The sequence below is a fragment of the Promicromonospora sp. NFX87 genome (assembly GCF_048564965.1).
GTDB lineage: Bacteria > Actinomycetota > Actinomycetes > Actinomycetales > Cellulomonadaceae > Promicromonospora.
On sequence record NZ_CP183413.1, the window covers coordinates 5319521 to 5342266 of the forward strand.

The following is a 22746-nucleotide window of genomic DNA, read 5'->3' on the forward strand; positions in this document are numbered from 1 at the left end:
CGCTTATTTCCGGCCCTGCCTGGCGTGGTCCCGGTGCCCGTTCAGCACGTCCAGCGTGCGCCGCAGCGCGGTGCTCGAGGTGTGCACCGTGTACGGGAAGTACATGACCTCCACGCCGACGTCGGCGAACCGGCGCTCCAGCTCGAGCCCCTTCTCGGTGCCCTTCCAGTCGTCGCCCTTGAAGAACACGTCGAACGGGCGGCGGCGCCATGTCTCGATCTTGTCGGGCTGGGTCTCGATGAACACCTCGTCGACGAACGCGATGTGGCGCACGATCTCCGCGCGCTCGATGACCGGCACGACGGGGCGGCGCCCCTTGGCGAGCTCCAGCATGTCGTCGTCGACGACGCCTGCCACAAGATAGTCGCAGCGACCTTTCGCGTGCCGCAGCACGTTCAGGTGGCCTACGTGGAACAGGTCCCAGGCGCCAGGCGCATAACCGACCACAGTCATGCCTGAGAGGCTAGAAGGGCTGTGTTTCCAACGCTGCCCAACACGGACATCTGAGCGGGTGAACGTGCAGTTCACCCCCACGTATGCGCACAGACCCACACCGATCGCACGCGAGCGAGTCGGTCGCGGCACCCTGAACGGGTGACCTTCGGGTGAAAGTACGTGGTTCGGCTACTACCGGACAAAGGGCCACGGCATGCTGGGCACTACATGGCTACGACAATCCTTACGGTGTGCACGGGGAACATCTGTCGCTCCCCCGTTCTGGCACGCCTGCTCACAGCCCGTACCGACGGCACCGTCCAGGTCAGCAGCGCGGGCATCCGGGCGCGCGCCGACGAACCCATCGAACCCCACATGGCGAGCCTGCTGCAGTCGCGCGGGCTCGACAGCGGCCAGTTCACCGCACGCCAGCTCACCCCCGAGATGATCCGCACCGCCACCGTCATCGTCACGATGACGCGCGCCCAGCGCTCCGCGGTGGTGCGGGCCGTCCCGGAGGCCGTCCGGCGGACGTTCACCCTGCTGGAGCTGGCGCACGTGCTGAGCACGTCGCCGGGCCCGCGCTCCGCCACCGACGACGCGACCCGGTGGGCCCGGGTGCCCGAGCTCGTGAGCCTGGAGCGCCTGAACCACTCGGCGTGGAACCGCACGCTCGACATCGAGGACCCCTACGGCCGTGGCGACAAGGCCTTCCGGCGCGTGTTCGAGCGGATCTGGTCGGCGACCGACACGGTGTGCGGCGTGCTCGGCACCGGCCGGCAGCCCTGGCTCCTGAGCGCGCCCACCCCGCGCTCCGGTCCCCAGCCGCTCACCCAGCCGCGGCACTCGTCGCACCTCGGCAGGCTCTGAGCCGAGCTGACGACCAGCACCAGACCACCGGACGACAGGCCGTACAACACAGACAGGAGGCAGGACGTGGAACTCGCCGAATACGCGAACGTGCTGCGACGACGCTGGGCGGTGATCGTCTGCACGGCGCTCGTCGGGGCACTCGGCGCGTTCGGCTATGCCTGGTCCACACCGCCGTCCTACACCGCGACGGCCAAGGTCTACGTGTCCCTGAACACCGGTGAGTCGACCAGCGACCTGCTGCAGGGCTCCACGTACGTGAAGAACCTGATCGAGTCGTACGCCGCGCTGACCGACATGCCGGTGGTGCTCGACCCCGTCGCGGAGGACCTCGGCCCGGACGTCACCGGCCGTGACCTCGCCGGCGCCGTCTCCGCCGACTCGCCGCTGAACACCTCGATCATCGAGATCAAGGTCGACGACGGCGACCCCGAACGCGCCGCGGTGATCGCCAACTCCGTCGCCAAGCAGCTCTCGCTGACCGTCGTCGACCTGTCGCCGGCCACGCCGACGGGCGAGCAGGCCATCGCGGTGACCACGGTCTCGTCGGCGGAGGTCCCGCGGTACCCGTCGGCGCCCCGGACCCGCCTCCTGGTGGCCGCCGGTGGCGCGGGTGGCCTCGCGATCAGCGTCGCGCTGGTCCTGCTCTGGGCCGTCGTGGACACGCGGATCAGGTCCTCGCAGGACCTGGAGGTCGTGTCGGAGGGCACCGCGCTGCTCGGCTCGATCCCCCTGGTCAAGCGCAAGGCCGCCCGCGTCCCGGCCACGCACGAGCCGCTGAGCACCCGGGCGGAGGCCTACCGCCGCGTCCAGACGAACCTGTCCTTCGTCGACGCGACCACGCCCGCCCGGGTCCTCGTGGTGACCTCGAGCGTGCCCGGCGAGGGAAAGTCGACGACGGCGATCAACCTCGCCTCGACCTTCGCCGAGAGCGGCAGCCGCGTCCTGCTGATCGACAGCGACATGCGACGCCCGTCCATCGCCACCGTGCTCGGCCTGGAGGACGCCGCGGGGCTCACCACCGCCCTGGTCGGACGGTCCGCCATGACCGACCTGGTCCAGCGGTACGGCCCCGGCCCGCTCGACGTCCTCCCCCTCGGCCCCATCCCGCCGAACCCGCACCAGCTCATCGCCTCGGACGCCACGCGGGACCTGATCGCCGCGGCCCGCGCGGCCTACGACGTCGTCATCATCGACGCGCCGCCGCTGCTCCCCGTCTCCGACGCCGCGGTCCTGTCCACCATGGCCGACGGCGTGGTCGTGGTCGTCGGGGCCCGCCGCGTGCGCCGCCAGCAGCTCACCCAGGCGATGCGGTCGCTCGCCGGGGTCGAGGCGCGGGTGCTCGGCTTCATCCTGGCGTTCGCACCCCGGTCGGGCCCTGGCGGTTCCTACTACGGCTACAGCACCAACCGGCGCCGGAAGCTGCGGTTCCTGCCGGGCCAGCGGCACCACGACACGCTCGACCTGCCGCCGATCACCGGCACGATCAGCGCGGTGCCCGGAGCCGGCAAGGTGCCGAGCGGCATCCCCGGCCCCGGCATCGCCCCGGTCCTGGGCAGCACCACCGGCCCGAGCAGCGTCCCGCGTGGCGGCGTCGTCCCGGGTTCCGAGGGCATACCCGGGATCGACACCATCCACGGGCCGGGCGGCATCCCCGGCCCCGGCGCGCGGCTGACCCCTGGGCCCTCGCCGCGGCCGATCCCCCCTGTCGTCGCCGATCTCGGGACGGCCGATGAGCGAGCCGGGTGACGGCAGGACGCGCGACGTGCGCGTCTACAAGACTCTTCGCACGGCCCACCTCGAGCGCGCACTCGCGCTCAGCCCGGCGGACATCCTCTACCAGGAGAGCCGTTACGACTTCGACGAGGACCTGGTGGCGGAGGTCCGCCCGCAGCAGGCCGGCGACCTCCGCTCCGCGTGGCTCGTCGCCCGGAACGGGTACGAGATCGTCGAGATCAACGAGCCGGCGGCCATCGACTGCGTGCGCCGGTCCGCCGCCGTCCTCGCCGCGCTGCTCCTGAGCGACCTCGTCCGACGACGCCGCACCCGGATCGTCGCCTACGCGATCGGCAACATCGACCCGCGCACCCTCCCGAGGCCCACGGCCTGGTGGCCGCGCCTGGGCAGGCGGCTGGACCTGGTCCTCGCGCGCTGGATCTGGCTGCGGCTCGACCGGGTCGTGTTCGGCACGGAGACCGCACGCCAGCTCTACGGCACCGTCTTCGGCATCGCGGGCCGCCGCAGCCTGCGCTGGACCACCATCGAGGCGCTGCCCGCCGTCTGCGACTGCCTGCTCGACGGCGGCAAGACGCCGGGCCGCGTGCTGTTCCTGGGCGACCTCTCGGCCCGCAAGGGGTTCGACTCGGTGCTGGCCGCCTGGGCGACGGTGCGGCACCGCTCGCCGGGCGCCGTCCTCACCGTCGTGGGACGCGGCGCGCTGCTCGACGACGCCTACGCGGCCGCGCGGGCGGACAGCCGGGTACGCGTCATCGCCGACCCGCCGCGCGACGTCGTGCACGCGGAGCTGCGGAGAGCCTCCGTTGTGGTGCTGCCCTCCCGCCGCCAGGTCGCGTGGCGCGAGCAGGTGGGCCTGCCGATCGTCGAGGGGCTCGCGCACGGCTGCACGGTGGTGACCACGGACGAGACCGGGATCGCGGACTGGCTCCGGCGCAACGGGCACGGCGTCATCCCCGCGGCCTCGGTGGGCGAGCTGCTCGCGTCGGTGATCACCGAGGCCGCTGCGAGGCCGCTCGACGCACGCGCGGTGTGCGCCTCCCTGCCGCGTCAGGACTCCCGGCTGGAGGCGGACTCGTGGATGTTCGCGCGCGAGGTCATCGCCGCCGGTTCGGCCGACAAATCCGGCGACCGCCGGTGATCTCCTCGCTACGCTGACCCCATGCCGACCACCGCCCAGCTGCTCGCCTTCCTCGCGGCGTCCGTAGTCTTCATCGCGCTGCCGGGACCCAGCGTCCTCTTCGCGATCGGCCGCGCCCTGACGGTCGGCCGCCGGGACGCGCTCCTGTCGGTGACCGGCAACGCGCTGGGCCTGCTGGTCCAGGTCGCGTTCGTGGCGGTCGGGCTGGGTGCGCTGGTCGAGGCGTCCGCCGCCGCCTACACGGTGCTCAAGCTGGTGGGCGCCGGCTACGTGATCTACCTGGGCATCCAGGCGATCCGCCACCGGGCCGACGCCCGCCTCTCCCTGGCCGCGCCCGACAAGACCCGTGCGGCGAGTCCGTGGCGTGCGGTCTGGGCCGGGTTCGTCGTCGGCGCGACGAACCCGAAGACCATCGTCTTCTTCGCGGCGTTCCTCCCGCAGTTCATGAACGACGCCGCTCCGGCGACCCCGCAGCTACTGTTCCTCGGGCTGCTGTTCGGCATCCTGGCGCTCTGCCAGGACTCGATCCTCGCCCTGGTCGCGAGCCAGGCCCGCACGTGGTTCTCCCGCAACCCGAAGCGCCTCGACCACCTGAGCGTCACCGGCGGCGTCGCCATGGTCGGCCTCGGCACCGGCCTCGCGCTCGAGGGTACGGTCGTCAGGGCCTAGAGCGGCTCGGCGCTCAGGCCTTGCCCCAGAAGGCGTCCTCGGCATCCTGGTCGGCCGAGAACAGCCACATCTCCACGATCTTGTCGCCCTCGACACGGAGCACGTCGACGCCCGACATCGACATCGCCACGTCCGCGCGCTTGCCGGAGAAGTGGACCGGGATCGCGGCCAGTGCGCCGTTGACCATCGGCTCGCCGGTGAACCGCAGCTCGAAGGTCCCCTCGGACGCGGCCCCCATCCCGCCGAGCAGCGCGCCCACGGCCGGCCCGCCGGCGTGCGCACCGGAGAAGCGGTTGCGGCCCGGCTGGTGCCAGACGATGTCGGCGCCGAAGAGCGCGGTCCCTGTCGCGATGTCGCCGACGGACATGGCCTCGTAGTACTGCTGGGCGATCACGGCGGTGCTGGACTCGGTCATCAGATGCTCCCTTGTGTGTCGTTCCTGCTTCCCGCCTATAGTCACTATTCGAAACCGGTCACCTCAACGTAACCATCGGAGCACTGTGACCCATGTCATACGAACCTGACTGGAACGTCCTCACCGTGACGTGCCCGTCCCGCACGTCGCTGGCCCGGATCGCCAACAAGTGGACGGCGATGATCGTGATCGTGCTGAGCCGGGGCCCGGCCCGCTTCGGGGACCTCAAGAGCGCGGTCGAGGGCATCAGCGGAAAGGTCCTCACCGAGACGCTGCGTGAGCTCGAACGCGACGGGCTGGTCAGCCGGCACGCGTTCGCGGAGGTCCCGCCCCGGGTGGAGTACGAGCTGACCGAGCTGGGGCGCACGCTGCAGGGGCCGCTGAGCGCGCTCGGGCAGTGGGCCGAGGCGCACACCGCGGAGGTGCTGGTCGCGCGCGACCGCTACGACCGGGCGTAACGAGCGCCGCGGCGCCAGGCATCTTCTGATTACCAGCCCTGAAGCCGCCCAGATGTTAGTGTCCGGCCAGTCGGTGCCGGCATGGCGCCCAGCTCTCGGAGGTCGTCATGGTCCGGATCGACGTGCAGGGTGCCGGCATCGAGCCCTTCCTCGACGGGGACCCGTTCATGTCCGCCTTCGGCGCCGTGTTCGTCATCGTCCCGATCATCTTCGTCGGGATCGTCGTCCTGATCATCGTGCTTGCCGTCGTCAACGCCAGGCGCCTGCGGAGCAAGGGCATCAGCCCCCTGGCCACGGAAGCGGAGATCGTGGCCGACGCCGTACGCGGCTCCGCGGCACAGCGATCCGGCGTTCAGCCCGCGGCGCGCCCCGCGCAGACGCTCGAGGGCCGGCTGGCGGAGATCGAGCAGCTGCACGCAGCGGGCAAGATCACGAGTGCCGAGCGCGACGCCGCGCGGGCCTCCGTGCTCGGCACCCTCTGACGGTCACTACCCGGCGTCAGCCCAGCCGGCGTCAGCCCAGCCGGTCATCAGTTCAGGCGGCTCAGCAGGTGGACGGTGACGGTGTCGCCGGCCTGCTTGCTGATCTTGCGCCGTAGGTCGGCGGCGACCGGGAGCTTGTGCGTGCCGTCGCCGAGCGCCATGAAGGAGCTGATGAACGGGACGCCGTCGACGGTGCCGGTGACCTTGACCAGGCCACGCGTGCCGAAGTACTCGGCGGAGCCGTCGAGCTTGAGATAGGTCCAGCCGCCCTTGGCCTCGCTCTGGAGCAGCACCGCGGTGAAGGTGCGGTCGAGCGGGCCTGCGCTGGTGGGGTCGCCGGTGGCTCCGGACATGGTCGGACTCCTTCGGATCAGCGGTTCAGTGGATGAGCCCGATGGCGAGCGCCACGAGCAAGAGCTTGAGCAGCCAGTCTCCTGAGTGGATGGCGGCGGTCTGCCACGGCACGCGTTCCCAGATGACCGAGCCGGTGAGCAGCACGACCGGGAACGCCACCCACAGCACGAGCGCCAGCAGCAGCGACGACGGCAGCGCCAGCAGGTCGCCCTGCACCGCGACCCAGGCGAACCCCGCCCCGACCACGGCGGTACGCACGAGCTCGGTCACCACCTTCCACGGAGCCGGGCGGCCACGGTCGAGCGCTCGGTCACCGAGCGCCCGCTGCTCGAGCGGTGTGGTGACGACGTAGTAGACGGAACTGAGGACGAACGCCGCGACGGCGGCGACTGCGATACCCCAAACGATCATGACGATCCTCCTTTTAGTACTGCCCAGTACTGTAGCCCGACGCAGTGAGTACCGTCCAGTACTATTTTCGACGTGACCACCTCAGCCTCCCCCGCCCGGCGCCGTGGCAGGCCGGGCGGCAGCCAGGGCACCGACCTGCTCGCCATCGCGCGCGACGTCTTCCTCACGCACCAGTACGCCGGCGCGACGATGGACGCCGTGGCCGCGGGAGCACGGGTCTCGAAGCAGACGCTCTACCGGCAGTACCCGTCCAAGGAGACTCTGTTCGGCGCGGTCGTCCGGGACTGGGTGGACCGCGGTCGTGACGCGATGCGGCCGCACCTCCAGGACCTGATGGCGGCGGACGACGTCCGGCAGGGCCTGCTGGAGCTCTCCCGGATCCTGCACGCCGGTGTCCTGAGCCCGCCGGTGCTCCAGATGCGGACGCTGATCGCCGCCGAGGCCGAACGGTTCCCGGAGGTGGCCGCCGACTACGTGCGGCGGAGCTGGGACCACAACCAGGGGCTCCTCGCCGATGCCCTGCGGCACCTGGGCGCGCGCGGCCTGCTCCGCATCGACGACCCGGCCGTCGCCGCCGAGCAGCTCACCTGGCTCACCCTCGCCGCGCCCCTGAACCGGCTGACCCTCACGGCGGGCGCCGCGCGCTACAGCCCCGCGGAGCTGGAGGCCGTCGCCCAGGAGGCCGTCACCACGTTCCTGGACCGGTACGGGGCGCGCGACGGCACCGCGTGAGGCCGGCGACGTCCGCCGTACCGGGCACGATCAGCGCCGCGGGACGCGCTGATCCCGACGGAGCCACGCCGGGGCGACGTAGAGGTAACGCAGCGGGCCGGAGTCGGCCCACCTGTGCAGGAGCCGCGAGAGCGCGATCGCGACCGCCGCGGCGACCGGCACCACGAGAAGGCCGACGACGTCCGGCAGGACCGTCGATCCGGTCAGGGCGAAGACCAGGGACGAGCCCAGGATGATCACGGGCGTGTGGCCGAGGTAGACCGGCAGCGTCGCGGCCCCGATCCGGACCAGGGCGGCGCTGCGGGCGAGGAAGGTCCCCAGCGCGACGCCGGCGAGGATCCCGACGACGCACAGGGCGAAGTAGACCCCGACGACGGACCGGAGCCCCGTCGTCTCCACGACGGCGGCCAGCACCACCCAGCCGGCCAGCAGACCGGTCCGCACCGGCCAGGACGTCCGGGCGAACGCGAGCAGCAGCCCGCGCAGGTGCATGCCGCAGACGAAGAACACGTAGTACTTGAGCGCGCCGTTCCAGCCGACGTTGCCGAGGTCGAAGCCGTCGGTCAGCGCGATGACCGACGGGACGGCGGCGGCGAGCAGGTGCCAGCGCCAGTCGAGCGACCGCAGGAGCCGCGCGGCGACGCAGAAGATCGCCAGCGCCCAGATGAACCACAGCTCGAACTGCGGGCGGACCGGCGACAGGAGCAGGTCACGCAGCATCGGGCCGAACCCGAGCGGGGTCCCGCGCAGGGCGAACCCGATCAGGTAGCACGCGGTGCCGATGCACTCCCAGATCACGAAGACCCACAGGTAGAGGCTCAGCCGGCGCTCCCACAGCGCCCGCCACGTCGTCCCGACCGGGGCGACCACACCGATGCGGTAGGCGAGCATGCCCGAGATCACGAAGAAGAACGGCATGCGCACGGAGGACACGTAGTCGTTGAGCTGCTCCCACCCGGCTACCTCGAACCAGCGCGCCGCGTGGTACAGCACGACCAGGAGCACCGCGATCCCCCGGCCGGCGTCGATCCAGACCTCACGGCCGGGAGCGCCGGTCATTCGTCCGTCCGCCGCTTCTGGAGGGCCAGGGGCGCCATCAGCGCCACGGCGAGGACCAGCACGGTCAGCGCGCTCTCGAGCGGGGCGAACAGCAGGTTCCAGATCGACTTGACCCCGAGGAAGAGGAGCAGCGCGGACGCCGCTCGTCCGGTGGTGAGCACCGCCGTGCGCGTCACGAGGAAGACCAGCAGCACGCCGGCCAGGGCGAGTCCGGGGATGCCGCACCAGGCCCACAGGTCGCCGATCACCGAGTGCACCTCGAACCCGCTGCCGAACATGTAGTTCTCGACGTAGCCGTTGTTCGGGTCGTACCCGATGGCGGCCATGCCGGACTTGGCCACCAGGACGTCGGTCATGGACGGGACGGCCCCGCCGCCGAACCCGGCCGGCGACTCGGCCATCAGTGCCAGGGTGGCACCGATCTCCGGTCTTCCGCCGGTGATCAGGGTGCCCGACGTCGAGAGCTGCAGCTCGGTACGGAGCTGCGCGCTCTCGCCGAGCGCGCCCTCCAGGATCGCGGCCTGGACCGAGAGGTACGTCCCGAACGCGAGCATCCCGAACAGGATCAGGGTCCGGACCGCCGCGAGCTTGGACGACGCGGGCCTGCCCCACGACTGCCACACGACGAGCAGCGCGACCAGCAGCAGGATCGCGCTCGTCGAGCGTCCGCCGTTGAGCGCGGAGACACCCGCGAGCGCGAGCACGGCGATGACGTCGAGCCACCGCTTGCGCCACCGCGTCACGACTGCCAGGAGGATGACGGTGACCGGCAGCGAGAAACCGAAGCGCCAGGGGTTCTCGGCGAACGTGCCGCCGGCGGGGTTGATCCCGAGCAGCAGCCCGATGCCGAACACGGCTCCCACCACCCCGATCGAGGTGCGGCTGCGCGCCCACAGGACACAGACGATGCCGCAGACCAGCCCCAGCACGCCGAACACGGACTCCAGGAGCCCGACGGTGGAAACCCCCCGCGTGTCGCTGTGCCAGACCGTGAGCCAGACGCTCCCGGCCGCCGAGGCCACCCCGAGGACGACCATCCAGATGATCCACCGGGAGCTGCGCACCCACGGCACCCACAGCGGCAGGAGCACCACGGTGAGCGCGAGTCCCGCGGTGAGACCGAAGGACAGGTCGAGACGCATCCCCGTGAGAACGAGGCAGAGCAACGCCAACCACGTCGTAGCAACGCCCCAGCCCTCCCGCCCCGGAGGGGACGGAAGGGCCAGGGTCGTCTCGACGGGGCTCGAGGTCACGGCGCGGGCGGTCCAGCCCACAGGTCGTCGAGCCGGACGGTGTTCGCGCCGGTCGTAACGCTGCCCGCGTTGCTCACCGCGTAGCCGACGCCACCGGCGTCCTGCAGCTCGGGTATCGAGTTGGTCGCCGTGAGCTGCCAGGCTGCCGGCTCGGTGGTTCCCGCCTTCCACACCTTCGCCCGGATGGTGGTCGGCTCCGAGCCCGTGACCTGCATGCGGACGGAGAGCCTCTCACCGGCCGCGGCCGTCAGGCCGGTGATGTTCGCGGCGGCCAGCGTCGTCTCCGAGGACTGCAGGGAGACGAGCTGGAGCTGGACCGCTCCGGTCGACTTGACCCAGACCTTGGCCCGGTACTCGCTGCTGAACCCGCCGGTGCGTCCGGTCAGGGAGACGAACGTGCCACCGCCGTCGGAGATCTCGTCCAGGCTGAGTGCGCTCTTGATCTCCACGTCCCCGACCGACACGCCCTGCAGCTGTGCCTTCCGGTTGCTCCCGGCCGTGGGGAGGGCCATGAGGCCCTCGCCACCGGCGACCGAGAAGCTCGACGCCGTGCCGGAGATGGTCCATGGACCGCCGATCGGGGCCTCGCCCCAGGCGCCGGTCACGGACCGCGCGAAGTCGTCGACGGCGAACTCGGCGGGCGCCGTCGCCTCGACCTGGACGGTGTCCTCATCGGTCGCACCGTCGGCGTCGGTCACCGTGAGGGTCACGGTGTACGTGCCGGGGGCGGCGTAGGTGTGCGTGGCCTGCGCACCGGTGCCCGTCTCGCCGTCACCGAAGTTCCAGGCGTAGGACGCGAGCGGACCGTCGGGGTCGGACGATCCCCGGCCGTCGACCTCGAGCTCGAAGCCGTGGATGCTCGCCACGGCGTCCGCGACCGGCAGCCGGTTCGGCCGCCCGCCGCTCACCGCGACCGTGTAGTGGTCCTGCACGGCAGCGGCGGACAGCACGGTCGGGTAGACCGCGACGTCGTCGATCGCACCGGTGTACCGGTCGCCGCCCAGGAGGGAACGGTTGGGCCAGCCGCTGAGGGTGTCGGCCCCGATCCGCCAGTAGCCGTTGTAGGCCTGGCCGCTGGTGATGTCGGCCCGGTTGGCGACGCGGACGCCGTCGACGAAGAGCTGCATGCCGTTCGAGCCGAGCGTGCCGACCACGTGGTGCCAGGCGCCGTTGTCGACCCGGCCCGGGGACCGGAGCGTGAGCCTGCTGCCGCTGTTCACACCGAACGAGAGGCGGCCGCCGGCGTCGACGTAGAAGAGCCGGTCGGTGGAGCTGGAGGTGCCCGTCGCGCTGTTGCTGTTGCCGTAGCCGACGATCCGGCCCGTGCCGGTGCCCTTGATCCAGGCCTCGACCGTGAACGTGTTCGACGCGGGGGCGATGTTGGCGCTGCCGGCGACGAGCCTGCTCGACGAGGAGTTCTGGAACGTCGCGGCGGTGTTCGGGTCACCGGTGATGGCGCCGGCGGTACCGAGCCGGACGGCCGACGGCACGGTCAGGTCCGCCCCGCCCGCCCAGTCGTAGGTGGGGGTCGCGCCCAGGGGCTCGCCGAGGCGCCAGTAGTTCGCGGCGCCGTCCTGGATCACGGTGTCCGCGTAGTCGCTGGACGGAGTGCTCGACACGGTGACGGGCACCCAGTCCGACCGCTTCACGTTGCCCGACGGGTCGGTGACCGTCAGGCGGTAGCTGTGCTCGGAGCCCGCCGCGAGGCCGGTGTCCCGCGCGGTCCGCTTCTGCGGCAGCCAGAACTTGGTGGCGATCGTCTCCTCGAAGACGGGCGCGTTCGCCTCCGTGTCGCGGTAGATCCGGTACGTGAGGGCCTCGTCGTCGCGGTCCCACGTGGTGGTCAGGTTGATGCGGACGGCACCGCCCGAGACGGAGGCCACCGTCGGGTTGATCGTCGCGCCGGAGTCGACCGGGCCCACGTTGTTCGGGGCACTGGAACGCTTGGCGTACCGGACGATCCCCTGCTGCCCGACGCCGTTCACCTTCGGGAACTCGCCGCCGTACAGCACGTAGTCCGCGTTGCCGGAGACCGTCCAGACGGCCTGCTCCTTACCGGAGTACGTCCCGACGTCGGTCAGGGGGTGCCAGGTCAGGAGCTCCGGGCGCGGCGTGCCCGGGTGGTCGGGGTATCCCCAGATGTCCGCGGTGTTGGTGCCGCGCACCTCGTTGATCCAGGCGGTCGAGTGGTAGAAGTTCCACGGGTTCGTCTGCGGGAACCCGCCGCTGTTGCCGCAGTAGTGCTTGTGGCTGGCGGTGTAGACGACGTTGCCCACCGGCGCGACGTCGTACGTGTCGCCGTGGCAGTCCTCGAGCCAGATCAGCGTGCCGTCGGTCCAGCTCGCCTTGAAGGTGCCCTCGGTCGTGCCACCCCTGCCGTAGTGCCAGCCGACGCCGTACCAGGCCTCGCCGTCGGTCGCCAGGCGCAGGATGCTGGAGTTGTCCCCGGCGTTGCGGATCTCGGTGTGGTTGATCGGGAGGTCGCGCGTGGCGCCCGTCGCGGCGTCGAGCCACGCGATGCCGTAGCCGTTCTGCGTGTCGGAGTTGACCGAGGTGAACGTCCCCGAGATCGCCACGGACTGCTCGTCCGGCGACACGACGATGGACTGCACCTGCCGGTCGTCGACGACCGGCACGAAACCGGGGACCAGAGCGCCGTTCGAGGCGTTCGCGGCCGCCACGCGGTAGCGCGTGGCGCCGTTGACGCCGCCGAACCACCCGCCGAAGTAGACGGTGGTGTTGGTGGCCGCGACGGCCTTCGTGTTGCCGTTCGGGGTGGGCGCGAACGACGTGTTCAGGCTGCCGGTCGGCAGGTTGAACGCCGCGATGCGGTTGCGGGCGACGCCGTCGACCGTCGTGAACCCGCCCACCGCGTAGAGCCGCGTCCCGTCCGGCGACGCCGCCAGGTCGGTGACGTTGCCGTTCAGCGTGTGGTTGAACGACGAGATCAGCACGCCGGTCGTCAGGTTGTAGGCCAGCAGGTTCGTGCGGGGCACCAGGTTCGTACCGGGAGCCGCCCCGGCCGGACGGGCGTTCTGGAACTCGCCGCCCACGTACACCGTGTTCCCGACGATGACCTGCTTCCACACGATCCCGTCGACCTGGACGGTCGGCAGGGCGTCCGCGGACACGGTGGCAGGGTCATCGGCGACCTCTGCTGCTACTGCGGCGGCCGCGGGGGCCTGCTTGATGGCCGATGCCGTCGGCGCGGCCACGAAGGATGCGACCACGAGCGTGACGCTCGCGAGAACGGCGGACGCCCGCCGGCGGGACAGAGTTCGATGGGACACGACTACCTCACTGGGAGACAAGGACCCGCCGGATCGCTGAGCCGCCGGACGATATGGGACCTGTAGAACTGACTGCTCATCACGCTAATTGCGGACACGCCAGTCGGCGCGGTCAAATCGGGGTGAATCGCGGGTGATCTCGGGTGCCTCAGGCGCCCGTGAAGATCGCGATCGGCGCGTCGATGCGCGGATCGAACTCGAGCTCGACCTCGTCCTGGAACTCGGCCGGGACGTTGAAGACGAACACCCCGCGGGCGGTGTCGCCGTCGCCGACCTCCGACCCGAAAGCCTTGCCGCCCGGCTTGAGCAGGGGCGACGCCGGGGTGCGGTCGGGGCCGTAGTAGGCGTTCACCACGACGGTCCGCAGGTCGAGCGTCTTGCCCGTGCCGTTCGTGACGTCGACCGTGAACCGGAGCGCCGGGCCGCCCACCTCGCCGGGGACGTTCGACTCCCCGGTCACCTCCTCGACCTTCGGCACCACAACGGTGACGCCCCGCTGGGGCGTCACCTCGGCGCCGAACGGAGCCGGGTCGAGCGTCTCGCGGGCAGCCGGGTCCGCCGCGCCGCCGGGCTCGGCGTCGGCCGGGTCGCCGTCGGACGGCTCGTCGCCGGGCTGCTCGCCGTCGCCGGCTCCGGGCTCGCTCGCCTCGGGATCGCTCCCGGCGTCCGTGCCCGACGACGCCGTCGGGCTCGCGGAGGGAGTGTTACCGGCCGTCGGGTCGGCGTCGGACCGCAGCGCGACCACCGCCACGACGGCCGCGACGGCCAGGACGAGCACGATCACGCCGAGCAGGAGCCGGCGTCGGGTGATGAGGGAGGTGGCAGACATGATCTTTCGAGCGTAGCCGCGTGGAGGGCCGCAAAGCCGGTGATCCGGCGGAGTTCACCCCTGCCTGGCGTACGGCAGGAGCACCCTGCCGAACACCGCGAGCAGCTCGCCCCGGGACCTCGCGAGCGACCGCCGGCCCCGCGCGTCCTGTGCGATGTCACTCTGCGCAGCCCCGCGGGCGACCTGCAGCGCTCCGAGGGCCCCCCGGGCCAGCCCCGCCGCGAGGGTGCGCGCCCGCAGCACGGCCCGCCGTCCGCGGCCGGGCGCGACCATGAGCGCCACGCGCGCCGACGCGTTCGCGAGCCCCGCGGTGCGCGCCAGGAGGTAGGGGCGGGTGAGCCGGTCGGTGGGCACGACGTCGGACACGACGGCCTCGGCGCACCAGACGATGCGCCCGCCCGCCGCCGTCAGCGCGCTCGTGAAGAGCGTGTCCTCGCCGCCCGAGAGCCCCAGGGCGGGATCGAACGCCAGACCCGCCCGCCGGACCACCCGCAGGTCGAGCAGGAGGTTGTTCGTCGCGGCGCTCCCGACCTGGTCACCGGTGCGGAGCCCGCCGCGGTGGGCGCGGTCGTAGAAGCCGCCGGCGACGACCCACGGTTCGGGCTCGGCCGCGTACCGGGACACCACGGCCCCCGCGACGGCGGCCGCGCCGGTCTCGCGGTAGGTCGTGTGGAGGGCGTGCAGCCAGCCGGCGTGCGGCACCTCGTCGTCGTCCACGAACACGAGGAGGTCGTGGTCGTCCGCCGCGCGCAGCGCCCGGTTCCGGGCGGCGGAGATCCCCGGCTCGGGTTCGACGACGGCGTCCGCGCCGAGCCCGGCCACCGCTGCCGCGCCGGCTCCGGCCGGGTCGTTGTCGACCACCAGCACGCTCGCCTCGACGCCTTCGGCCCGGCGCGTCAGGTCACCGGCCTGATCCACGAGCAGGGGGACGAGTGCCGCGATCCGCTCCGGGCGCCGGTAGGTGAGCACGGCGACAACCAACCGTTCCATCCGAACTTCACCCACCACAATCACCCCTTCCCAGGCACCACGACGGCTGATCCGGCAGTTACCGTAGCGTGGCCCGCCCCCTTGATCCTCTGGAGAGCCGAGACTCGTGCAGGTTCACCCGCGCGTCCTGATGAGCGCCTATGCGTGTGGGCCCGGTGACGAGCCGGAAGCCGCAGCGGGCTGGGCGTTCGCCCGGGCGGCGGCGACGTCCCACCAGGTGCACGTGATCACCCGGCACCGGTTCGCCCCGGCGATCACGGCAGAGCTCGAGCGCGAGCCGGAGCTCGCTCAGCACCTGACCGTCGAGTACCTCGACCTGTCCGAACGGGTGCTCGCCCGCAAGCGCCGCGGCAGCGACGTGTACTGGTACTACGCGCTCTGGCAGCGCGCGCTGGCCCGGCGTGCCGCCGAGCTGCACCGGGCCACGCCGTTCGACGTCGGCCACCACGTGACGTTCGCGAACGACTGGCTGCCCTGCGGCCTGGCGCGGGTCCGGGACCTGCCCGTCGTCTGGGGTCCGGTCGGCGGCGCGAGCGTCATCCCCCTGCGCCTGGTGCGCTGGCTCGGGCTGCGTGGAACGGTCACGGAGCTGCTCCGCGGCGTGCTCACCGCGCCGCTGCGGGCCGTGTGGGGCGATGCCACCGCCCGGCGCGCGGCCGTCGTCGTCGCGCAGAACGAGACCGTCGCGCGCCGGTTCCGGCGGGCACGGAACGTGGTCGTGGAGCCGAACGCCGCGCTCGACGACGACCTGCCGGAGCGCGCCCGGCCCGCCCGGCCGGTACCGCCCGGGCCGGAGAGCGGGTCCGCTCCGCACGTCCGGCGCGCGGTGTTCATCGGCCGGCTGCTGGCCTGGAAGGGCGGGCGGCTCGCGATCGAGACGCTCGCGCGCACTCCCGGCTGGGAGCTGCACGTCTACGGCACGGGGTACGAGCGCCCGGCGCTCGACCGGCTCGCGGGACGGCGGGGTGTGACCGACCGCGTCGTCTTCCACGGGCACCGGCCGAGGGCAGAGGTCCTCGACGCGATCGCCGGGTGCGACGCGATGCTGTTCCCGTCGATGCACGACCAGGCCGGCTGGGTCGCGGCCGAGGCGAGCGCCCTCGGGCGGCCCGTGGTGTGCCTGCCGCTCGGCGGCGTGCCGCTCCTGGCCGACTCGAACGCCCGGCCCGCCGATCTCAACGGCGACGTGGTCGGGCACCTGGCGGCCCGGCTCGCCGAGGCCGCCACCGCCCCGGGCGCGCCGTCCGGCCGGTGGTCCGTCTCCCGGCTCCCGGACGTCGTCACGCGCCTCTACCGGACGGCCATCGACACGGCCGTGGTCGACACCGGCGCGCCCACCGGGAGCGCCGCGTGAGCGCCGTCCGCGTCCTGACCTCGCACGGCGAGCCGCGGCCCACCACCAACCCGTACATCACGATGCTCACGGGGGCCCTGCGCCGGACGCCGGGCGTGGAGGTCGTGACGTTCTCCGCGCGGGCGGCCCTGCTCGGGCGGTACTCCGTGGTGCACCTGCACTGGCCGGAGACGATCCTCGGGCTCGGCGGACGGCGGTTCACGGGCCGCCTCGTGCGCTGGGTGCTCGCCGCCCTGCTCCTCGCGAGGCTCACGATCGCCCGCACGCCGGTGGTCCGCACCGTGCACAACGTCGAGCTGCCGGCGGACGCCGGCGGCGCCCAGCGGCTCCTGCTGCGCTGGTTCGACCGGCTCACGACGCACCGCGTAGTGCTGAACGACCGCACCGAGTGCCCCGGGCCCAGCACCACCATCCCGCACGGGCACTACCGCGACTGGTACACCGGCCCGCGCTCGTCGATGGTGCCCGGCCGGCTCCAGTACGTCGGGCTCGTCCGGCGGTACAAAGGGGTCGAGGGGCTGGTCGAGGCGTTCCGCTCCGTCGCGGACGAGTCGCTGACGCTCGACGTCGCGGGCGCCGCGTCGTCCCCGGAGCTCGTGGCCACCGTCTCCGCCCTGGCCTACGACGACCCGCGGGTCAGCCTGCGCTTCGACTACCTGTCGGACGACGAGCTCGTCGCGGCGGTGACCTCCGCCGAGCTCGTCGTGCTGCCCTACCGGTTCATGCACAACTCCGGGACGGTCCTGGCCGCGCTCTCGCTCGACCGGCCGGTCCTCGTCCCGGACACGCCGGTCAACGCCGACCTGGCCGCCGAGGTCGGGCCGGGCTGGATCCACACCTTCACCGGGGACCTGACGGGCGAGGCCGTCGAGGCCGCCCTCGCGGCGGCCCGGGAGCCCCGCGCCGCGTCCCCGGACCTGAGCGCGCGCGAGTGGGACGACGCCGGTCAGGCGCACCTGGCGATCTACCGGCTGGCGCTGTCCCGTGCGGGGTCCCGCGAGCGGTCTGCCGCGCCCCGCTCCAGGGCGTCCTCGTGAGCACGGCCCGGGTGGGCGCGCCCTGGCGCTCCGTCGGCAACAGCGCGGTCGTCCAGGTGGTCGTGACCGGCCTCTCCGGGCTGCTCGGGATGGTGACCGCGCGCCTGATCATCGAGCAGTTCGGCGTCGCCCAGTACGCCCAGTACGGGCTCCTGACGTCCCTGCCCGCCCTGATCCCGTTCGCGGACCTGGGCGTGGCCGCCGTGGTGGTGAACGCCATGGCGTCGACGGACCGGGTCGATACCGACCTCGTCGTGCGCAGGACGCTGACCAGCGCCTTCCGGGTGATGCTCTGCTCGGGCCTCGTGATCGCCACCGTCGGCGCGCTGCTCGGGCTGCTCGGCTGGTGGCCGCTGCTGCTCGGCCCCGGGCTGCTCGACGGCGGCGCGGCCACCGCGACGCTGTGCGTCGTGGTCCTCGGCCTGGCGCTGCCGCTCGGCGTCGGCGCGCGGATCCTGGTGGGGCTGGGCCGCAACGCCCTGCAGATCGCGCTCACCGGGCTCACCGCGCCGCTGGTCATGGCGGGCGTGCTCCTGGTCCTGCTGACCGGGAACGGTTCGGGCACCTTCCTCGCCGTCGCCTCCTACGCCGCGGCGGCCGTCGTGGCGGTGGTGCTGCTGATCGCCGCGTCCCGCCTGGTCCGGCCCCAGGTCGGTGCCGCGTTCCGGGACGTGCCACGGCTCCGGACCGTCCCCGGGGTCCCCGTGTTCGACACCGCGTGGCCCATGCTCGTGCAGATGATCTCGCTGCCGATCGCCATGCAGACCGGCCGGATCCTGCTGAGCCACCAGGGCACGCCCCTGGACCTCGCGCGGTACAACCTCGCGTCCCAGCTCTTCGGGGTGGTGCTCGCGGCGGTGGCGACGGCCGGCGTCGCGCTGTGGCCCCACTTCGCGCGGGCCCGGAGCCAGTCGGTCAAGGCCTCGCCCTTCCGGGCCACCGGGGTGTTCGTCGTGGCGGGCATCGTGCTGGCGCTGGTCCTCGCCGGCCTGCTGCCGGTGGTGGTCCCGCTCGTGACCGGCGGCGAGTTCGGCCTCACCCTGTCGATCGTCGCCGCGTTCGTCGTGTTCACGGTGCTGCAGGCGGCCAAGTACCCCGTGGGCATGTACATGACCGACGGCCCCGGCCTGCGGGCGCAGGTGCTCCCGATCGTGCTGATGATCCCCCTGAACCTCGCCCTGAGCTGGTGGGCGATCCCGCACCTGGGCGCGGCCGGCCCCGTGTGGGCGACGTCGGTGTCCGTGCTGGTGTGCCAGGTGGTCCCCAACGCGCTGTGGGTGCGCCGGTCCATGGCGCGGCAGGCGTGACCCGGTGCGCGTGGCAGGCATGATCCCGACGGATACGAGGAGCTGAACCCATGGTCGACGTCGGAGTCGTCTTCCCCGAGGGGCGGGGCGTGGCCCGCTGGGCCGAGCGCCACGCCGACAGCCCCGTGCCCAGCCGCTGGCCGTACGGCCTCGACGAGCTCGCGGCACCGGGCCTCACGCTGACGGACCGCGAGGTCCGGCCCGCATCGCGCGTCGCCACCCAGGCCTACGCCCGCGGGCTGGTCCTGCCGGCGTTCGGCGACCCGAGGCTGGACGTCGCGATCGCGTGGGAGGAGTCGCTGGCGGTCGCCATGCGCTCCCAGGTCCGGGCCCGCCGCCACGCCTGCGGCGTCATCTGGGCGACCGACGTCGTCGCGGCGGGCGCTGCCACGCCCGCGATACGCGCCGCGCGCACCGCCCTGCGCAGCATGGACGCGCTCTGGACCCTCGCCCGCCCGCAGGTCGAGCAGGTGGAGTCCTGGCTGGGCAACGGCCACCCACCCGTCCATCACCTGCCGTTCGGGGTGGACACGGAGTTCTACGCGCCGTCGGCCTATCCGGAGCAACCGCTGATCGCGAGCATCGGCGGCGACCGCGACCGGGACCCCGAGACGCTGTACGCGGCGCTGGAGCTCGTGCTGCGGGCCCGGCCCGACGTCCGGGTCGTCGTCGGCTCCAAGAGCACGCTGCCGGTGCCCTCGGGCGTCGAGCGGCACGAGTTCATCCCGCACCACGAGGTGCGGCGGCTGTTCGCGCGCGCCTCCGTCGTCGCCATCGCGACGCGCCCCAACTCGCACGTGTCGGGCATGACCGTGGCGCTGGAGGCGGGCGCGTGCGCCCGGCCCGTCGTCACCTGCACCACCCCGGGGATGGAGGACTACGTGCTGCCGGGCGAGACCGGCGAGCTGGTGCCTCCGGAGTACCCGGAGGCGATGGCAGCGGCAGTGCTCGGGCTGCTCGAGGACCAGGACCGCGCCGCAGGCATGGGCCTGGCCGCACGCGCGCACGTGGTCGCCAAGCACTCGACGACCGTCATGTGCGACGCGCTGCGCGCCATCGCGCTCGGCTGACCGGGGTCAGCGGACGCTCAACGCGTCGAGCACGCCCCGCGTCACCCCGCGCCACGGTGCGACGCCCTCGACGAACTGCCGCCGCCCGCCGCGCAGCGCCACCGCGCGGGCGGCGCGGGGCAGCGTCCGCCGCCACCGGCGGACGTCGGCCGGGCCGAGGTTCTTGGCCGCGAACAGCATCCGGTTCCGGATGTCGTACCGGTAGTACGTCTCGCTCTTGGCCCGGCCCCGGGACTCCTGGGTCCCGCCCTCGTCGTGCACCACGTGGGCGTCGTCGACCACCTCGAGCCGGGCTCCGAGCGCCACGGCCCGCCACGACAGGTCGACGTCCTCCCAGTACAGGAAGTAGTCCTCGTCGAACCCGCCGAGCTCCCGCCAGAGCTCCGCCCCGACGGCCAGGCAGGCGCCGCTGAGCCACGGCACGTCGTCGGGCGCGGTGGAGCGGCCGCTCATGGTGCCGTCCGCGCGGTGCAGGTAGGTGAGGCCGCGCGAGTAGACCTCGCCGTCGGGCCGGTGGATCCGGGGCGCGACGAGCGCCCGGTCGTGCGACCGCACCGCCGTGGCGACGGCCGACAGGCCCGCCGGGTCCGTCCACGCGTCGGGGTTGAGCAGCACCACCACCTGCGCGCCGGCCGCGAGCGCGTGCGCCGCCCCGAGGTTCGAGCCGCCGCCGAACCCGACGTTCGTCGCCGGCGTCAGGAGCTCCCAGCCCCGCTCGGCGGCGAGGCGCGTCACGGCGGCCCGCTCCCCCGCACCGCTGAAGCTGTCCACGACGACCACCCGCACGCCGCTGTCGCCGACCGTGCGCGGCAGGTTCGCCGCGAGCAGGCCCGAGGATCCGTAGCTGACGACGACCAGCGCGACGTCGTCGAGCCCGCTCACAGCGCGCGCACCTCGCGGAACCACTTGACCAGCGCGAGCACCAGGAACGCCGCGGTGCAGGCGGTGATCGCCGCGTAGACCCACAGGAACACGTGCGGCGCGCCGAGCAGCAGGAACGTCCAGCACAGCACGCCGTAGTCGGTCGGCAGCACCAGGACGGACCGGAGCCAGGGGAAGCGGCCCTCGGTGGGCGCCACCGACTGCACGCCGTGCGCCCGGCGGAGCTGGTCCGTGAGGATCATCGCGAAGAACAGGACGCTGCTGACGACCACCGAGACGAGCGGGACGACCAGCCAGACGAGGTCGACGACGTCGTGCACCACGAGACCCACCGCGAGCGCCAGCGGGAGGGTCACCACCTTGATCGCGTCGACCACATGGTCGAGCCACTCGCCCGCGGGGCTGCCGAGGCCGGTGAGGCGTGCGACCTGGCCGTCGGCGGAGTCCCAGGCGTAGCCGAGGACGAGCAGCAGGGCGATCGCGGCGCCCTGGCCCCACGACGGCGGCAGCGCGACGAGCAGCGCGATGCCGCTGAACGTGAAGAGCGCGCTGACGCCGGTGACCGCGTTCGGGGTCAGGCCGAGCTTGTACGCGGCAGCGGCGAGGTACCTGCCGATGCGGCGGTTCACGAACCGGGAGTAGGCGGGCGCGCCGCGTGCGGCGCCCTTCTGCGCGCCACCGAGCCGGGCCAGGACAGCGCTGTACGGCTCACGGAGAGTCTCAGTCATCGGATGCCACCGTTCCCGCCATCGTTCCCGACCATGCCCACTCCGGGGCGTTCCGACGTCGTGCGAGGCGCTTCGGCCCGGGCGTCCGCCGGGCGGCGAGGTCGTGGGCGAGCTGCTCGTAGCCGTCGGCGACGAGGTCCCAGTCGTAGGCCGTCGCGCGCTCGGCGAGGGCCTTGCCCCGGTCCGCGCACCCCGCGACGTCGTCCTCGGCCTCGGCGAGCCGCGCGGCGACGTCGGCGGGCGTGCGGAAGTACCGTCCGGCGTCCCCGAGCACGTCGTGGTTGAAGCCGACGTCGTACGCGGCGGTCGCCGTACCGCCCCCGATCGCGCGGAGCAGCGACGGGTTGGTCCCGCCGACCGAGTGTCCGTGCAGGTAGGTGAGGGCTCCGGCGTAGAGCTGGTCGAGCAGGTCCTGGTCCCACACGCCGCCCAGCAGGCGCACGCGCGGGTCGCTCGCGGCGAGGTCGGAGATCCGCCGGGTGTACCCGTGCGAGTACGGCGCGGAGCCGACGACGACGAGCGGCCGGACGGCGTCGCCCGCGACGTACCCCTCGACGATGACGTCGACGTGGTTCTCCGGCTCGAACCGCGCGACCACGAGGTGGTAGCCGTTCGGGGTCAGGCCGAGCTCGGCGAGGCGATCGTGGCCCACCTCGGTGAGGTCGGGCGCGCCGTACGTGATGAGGCGGCTGTCCGCGCCGTACTCGTCGCGGTAGTAGTCGGCGATGCCCTGCGCGTCGGCGATCAGGGCGTCCGAGAGCCGCACGGCCGCCGTCTCGGCCGCACGGTAGTAGCGCTGCCCGGTGGGGCCCCACTTGGCGCGCCGCCACTCCAGCCCGTCGACGTGCGTCGCGACCGGGATGCGGGCCGCGCGCAGCACGGGCAGCAGCGGCGCGTTGGCCGCGTTGAACACGAACGCCACGTCGGTGCGGTGCCGCGCCAGGTGCGCGACCGAGAGCGCGGTGTGGCTCAGCGTCTCCAGGGAGCGCCGGCGTGCCGCGGGCAGCGTGACGAGCTCCATGCCGAGGTACTCCGTGGGGGCCGGGCCGGCGTCGCCCTCCGTCTCGGGGCCGCGACGGCAGTAGATCCGGACCCGGTGCCCGCGCGCGGCGAGGCGGGACCCGATCTCCTCGACGGCGGTCTCGAAGCCTCCATAACGGGCCGGGACACCACGGGTGCCGACCATCGCGACGTGCAGGGGTTTGGGAGGCATGCCGGGAGCGTAGGTCGCGTTAGTTGCCTGGAA

At 72.8% G+C, this 22746-nt stretch carries 23 protein-coding genes; 11 read left to right on the plus strand and 12 right to left on the minus strand.

Translation table 11 applies throughout. From position 1 onward, the window contains the following. Positions 1 to 3 precede the first annotated feature (3 nt). Complete coding sequence (locus tag ACNYC2_RS23820) at positions 4 to 453, minus strand: adenylyltransferase/cytidyltransferase family protein (protein ID WP_419704162.1); 450 nt, start codon at positions 451 to 453, stop codon at positions 4 to 6. A gap of 210 nt (positions 454 to 663) precedes the next feature. Between ACNYC2_RS23820 and ACNYC2_RS23825 the strand changes: the two genes are divergently transcribed. From ACNYC2_RS23825 to ACNYC2_RS23840, 4 genes are all read left to right on the plus strand, one after another. Further along, positions 664 to 1305 carry a low molecular weight phosphatase family protein gene (locus ACNYC2_RS23825; protein ID WP_419704163.1) on the plus strand — a complete coding sequence of 214 codons (642 nt, stop codon included), beginning with the start codon at positions 664 to 666 and terminating at the stop codon, positions 1303 to 1305. Between the two features lie 66 nt (positions 1306 to 1371). Then, complete coding sequence (locus ACNYC2_RS23830; RefSeq protein WP_419704164.1) at positions 1372 to 3054, plus strand: polysaccharide biosynthesis tyrosine autokinase; 1683 nt, start codon at positions 1372 to 1374, stop codon at positions 3052 to 3054. Continuing rightward, a complete protein-coding gene (locus tag ACNYC2_RS23835; RefSeq protein WP_419704165.1) occupies positions 3038 to 4180 on the plus strand; it encodes a glycosyltransferase family 4 protein in 1143 nt (380 codons plus the stop codon). The genes ACNYC2_RS23830 and ACNYC2_RS23835 overlap by 17 nt, the downstream gene beginning before the upstream one ends. A gap of 21 nt (positions 4181 to 4201) precedes the next feature. Continuing rightward, entirely contained in the window at positions 4202 to 4849 is a 648-nt protein-coding gene (locus ACNYC2_RS23840) for a LysE family translocator (RefSeq protein WP_419704166.1), read from the plus strand. 13 nt (positions 4850 to 4862) lie between these two features. Here ACNYC2_RS23840 and ACNYC2_RS23845 read toward each other — a convergent pair whose 3' ends face one another. After that, complete coding sequence (locus ACNYC2_RS23845) at positions 4863 to 5264, minus strand: nuclear transport factor 2 family protein (RefSeq protein WP_419704167.1); 402 nt, start codon at positions 5262 to 5264, stop codon at positions 4863 to 4865. A 92-nt stretch (positions 5265 to 5356) separates the two neighbouring features. On the opposite strand from ACNYC2_RS23845, the gene ACNYC2_RS23850 reads away from it, so the two are divergent. Together ACNYC2_RS23850 and ACNYC2_RS23855 are read left to right on the plus strand one after the other, a co-directional pair. After that, positions 5357 to 5722 carry a winged helix-turn-helix transcriptional regulator gene (locus ACNYC2_RS23850; protein ID WP_419704168.1) on the plus strand — a complete coding sequence of 122 codons (366 nt, stop codon included), beginning with the start codon at positions 5357 to 5359 and terminating at the stop codon, positions 5720 to 5722. 107 nt (positions 5723 to 5829) lie between these two features. Beyond that, complete coding sequence (locus ACNYC2_RS23855) at positions 5830 to 6204, plus strand: hypothetical protein (protein ID WP_419704169.1); 375 nt, start codon at positions 5830 to 5832, stop codon at positions 6202 to 6204. A 47-nt stretch (positions 6205 to 6251) separates the two neighbouring features. Here the strand turns inward: ACNYC2_RS23855 and ACNYC2_RS23860 are convergent, their stop codons facing one another. Then, the gene (locus tag ACNYC2_RS23860) at positions 6252 to 6557 is read right to left on the minus strand and encodes a DUF1905 domain-containing protein (protein WP_419704170.1); all 306 of its coding nucleotides are present in this window, start codon (positions 6555 to 6557) and stop codon (positions 6252 to 6254) included. A gap of 25 nt (positions 6558 to 6582) precedes the next feature. After that, entirely contained in the window at positions 6583 to 6969 is a 387-nt protein-coding gene (locus tag ACNYC2_RS23865) for a DUF1761 domain-containing protein (RefSeq protein ID WP_419704171.1), read from the minus strand. A 72-nt stretch (positions 6970 to 7041) separates the two neighbouring features. Between ACNYC2_RS23865 and ACNYC2_RS23870 the strand changes: the two genes are divergently transcribed. Then, entirely contained in the window at positions 7042 to 7701 is a 660-nt protein-coding gene (locus ACNYC2_RS23870) for a TetR/AcrR family transcriptional regulator (protein ID WP_419704172.1), read from the plus strand. 30 nt (positions 7702 to 7731) lie between these two features. Here ACNYC2_RS23870 and ACNYC2_RS23875 read toward each other — a convergent pair whose 3' ends face one another. The 5 genes from ACNYC2_RS23875 to ACNYC2_RS23895 all read right to left on the minus strand — a co-directional run bounded on the left by ACNYC2_RS23875 (position 7732) and on the right by ACNYC2_RS23895 (position 15122). Then, a complete protein-coding gene (locus ACNYC2_RS23875; protein WP_419704173.1) occupies positions 7732 to 8760 on the minus strand; it encodes an acyltransferase family protein in 1029 nt (342 codons plus the stop codon). Further along, positions 8757 to 9902 carry a hypothetical protein gene (locus tag ACNYC2_RS23880; RefSeq protein ID WP_419704174.1) on the minus strand — a complete coding sequence of 382 codons (1146 nt, stop codon included), beginning with the start codon at positions 9900 to 9902 and terminating at the stop codon, positions 8757 to 8759. The genes ACNYC2_RS23875 and ACNYC2_RS23880 overlap by 4 nt, the downstream gene beginning before the upstream one ends. A 107-nt stretch (positions 9903 to 10009) precedes the next feature. Continuing rightward, positions 10010 to 13303, minus strand: coding sequence for a LamG-like jellyroll fold domain-containing protein (locus tag ACNYC2_RS23885; protein WP_419704175.1), 3294 nt, complete (start codon positions 13301 to 13303; stop codon positions 10010 to 10012). 148 nt (positions 13304 to 13451) lie between these two features. Further along, a complete protein-coding gene (locus ACNYC2_RS23890) occupies positions 13452 to 14132 on the minus strand; it encodes a hypothetical protein (RefSeq protein ID WP_419704176.1) in 681 nt (226 codons plus the stop codon). 54 nt (positions 14133 to 14186) lie between these two features. Further along, complete coding sequence (locus tag ACNYC2_RS23895; protein WP_419704177.1) at positions 14187 to 15122, minus strand: glycosyltransferase family 2 protein; 936 nt, start codon at positions 15120 to 15122, stop codon at positions 14187 to 14189. 106 nt (positions 15123 to 15228) lie between these two features. On the opposite strand from ACNYC2_RS23895, the gene ACNYC2_RS23900 reads away from it, so the two are divergent. From ACNYC2_RS23900 to ACNYC2_RS23915, 4 genes are read left to right on the plus strand one after another with little or no spacing between them, the layout of a single operon-like run. Continuing rightward, positions 15229 to 16476, plus strand: coding sequence for a glycosyltransferase family 4 protein (locus tag ACNYC2_RS23900; protein WP_419704178.1), 1248 nt, complete (start codon positions 15229 to 15231; stop codon positions 16474 to 16476). After that, the gene (locus ACNYC2_RS23905; RefSeq protein ID WP_419704179.1) at positions 16473 to 17513 is read left to right on the plus strand and encodes a glycosyltransferase; all 1041 of its coding nucleotides are present in this window, start codon (positions 16473 to 16475) and stop codon (positions 17511 to 17513) included. Before ACNYC2_RS23900 ends, ACNYC2_RS23905 begins: the two co-directional genes overlap by 4 nt. Further along, positions 17510 to 18820 carry a lipopolysaccharide biosynthesis protein gene (locus ACNYC2_RS23910; RefSeq protein WP_419704180.1) on the plus strand — a complete coding sequence of 437 codons (1311 nt, stop codon included), beginning with the start codon at positions 17510 to 17512 and terminating at the stop codon, positions 18818 to 18820. Before ACNYC2_RS23905 ends, ACNYC2_RS23910 begins: the two co-directional genes overlap by 4 nt. A 50-nt stretch (positions 18821 to 18870) precedes the next feature. Continuing rightward, a complete protein-coding gene (locus tag ACNYC2_RS23915; RefSeq protein WP_419704181.1) occupies positions 18871 to 19890 on the plus strand; it encodes a glycosyltransferase family 4 protein in 1020 nt (339 codons plus the stop codon). Positions 19891 to 19896: 6 nt separating this feature from the next. Here ACNYC2_RS23915 and ACNYC2_RS23920 read toward each other — a convergent pair whose 3' ends face one another. Genes ACNYC2_RS23920 through ACNYC2_RS23930 form a run of 3 tightly spaced genes read right to left on the minus strand, consistent with a single transcriptional unit; the run spans position 19897 to position 22713 of the window. Next, positions 19897 to 20772, minus strand: coding sequence for a glycosyltransferase (locus tag ACNYC2_RS23920; protein WP_419704182.1), 876 nt, complete (start codon positions 20770 to 20772; stop codon positions 19897 to 19899). Continuing rightward, positions 20769 to 21500 (minus strand): CDP-alcohol phosphatidyltransferase family protein, encoded by a 732-nt coding sequence (locus ACNYC2_RS23925; RefSeq protein ID WP_419704183.1) that lies wholly within the window; start codon positions 21498 to 21500, stop codon positions 20769 to 20771. Before ACNYC2_RS23925 ends, ACNYC2_RS23920 begins: the two co-directional genes overlap by 4 nt. Beyond that, complete coding sequence (locus ACNYC2_RS23930; protein WP_419704184.1) at positions 21493 to 22713, minus strand: DUF1972 domain-containing protein; 1221 nt, start codon at positions 22711 to 22713, stop codon at positions 21493 to 21495. The genes ACNYC2_RS23925 and ACNYC2_RS23930 overlap by 8 nt, the downstream gene beginning before the upstream one ends. Between the last annotated feature and the right edge of the window lie 33 nt (positions 22714 to 22746).

Coding starts and splice junctions, on each gene's coding strand:
- ACNYC2_RS23820 (WP_419704162.1), bottom strand. CDS start 453: ATGACTGTGGTCGGTTATGCGCCTGGCGCCTGGGACCTGTTCCACGTA.
- ACNYC2_RS23825 (WP_419704163.1), top strand. CDS start 664: ATGGCTACGACAATCCTTACGGTGTGCACGGGGAACATCTGTCGCTCC.
- ACNYC2_RS23835 (WP_419704165.1), top strand. CDS start 3,038: ATGAGCGAGCCGGGTGACGGCAGGACGCGCGACGTGCGCGTCTACAAG.
- ACNYC2_RS23840 (WP_419704166.1), top strand. CDS start 4,202: ATGCCGACCACCGCCCAGCTGCTCGCCTTCCTCGCGGCGTCCGTAGTC.
- ACNYC2_RS23845 (WP_419704167.1), bottom strand. CDS start 5,264: ATGACCGAGTCCAGCACCGCCGTGATCGCCCAGCAGTACTACGAGGCC.
- ACNYC2_RS23850 (WP_419704168.1), top strand. CDS start 5,357: ATGTCATACGAACCTGACTGGAACGTCCTCACCGTGACGTGCCCGTCC.
- ACNYC2_RS23855 (WP_419704169.1), top strand. CDS start 5,830: ATGGTCCGGATCGACGTGCAGGGTGCCGGCATCGAGCCCTTCCTCGAC.
- ACNYC2_RS23860 (WP_419704170.1), bottom strand. CDS start 6,557: ATGTCCGGAGCCACCGGCGACCCCACCAGCGCAGGCCCGCTCGACCGC.
- ACNYC2_RS23865 (WP_419704171.1), bottom strand. CDS start 6,969: ATGATCGTTTGGGGTATCGCAGTCGCCGCCGTCGCGGCGTTCGTCCTC.
- ACNYC2_RS23875 (WP_419704173.1), bottom strand. CDS start 8,760: ATGACCGGCGCTCCCGGCCGTGAGGTCTGGATCGACGCCGGCCGGGGG.
- ACNYC2_RS23880 (WP_419704174.1), bottom strand. CDS start 9,902: ATGCGTCTCGACCTGTCCTTCGGTCTCACCGCGGGACTCGCGCTCACC.
- ACNYC2_RS23890 (WP_419704176.1), bottom strand. CDS start 14,132: ATGTCTGCCACCTCCCTCATCACCCGACGCCGGCTCCTGCTCGGCGTG.
- ACNYC2_RS23895 (WP_419704177.1), bottom strand. CDS start 15,122: ATGGAACGGTTGGTTGTCGCCGTGCTCACCTACCGGCGCCCGGAGCGG.
- ACNYC2_RS23915 (WP_419704181.1), top strand. CDS start 18,871: ATGGTCGACGTCGGAGTCGTCTTCCCCGAGGGGCGGGGCGTGGCCCGC.
- ACNYC2_RS23925 (WP_419704183.1), bottom strand. CDS start 21,500: ATGACTGAGACTCTCCGTGAGCCGTACAGCGCTGTCCTGGCCCGGCTC.
- ACNYC2_RS23930 (WP_419704184.1), bottom strand. CDS start 22,713: ATGCCTCCCAAACCCCTGCACGTCGCGATGGTCGGCACCCGTGGTGTC.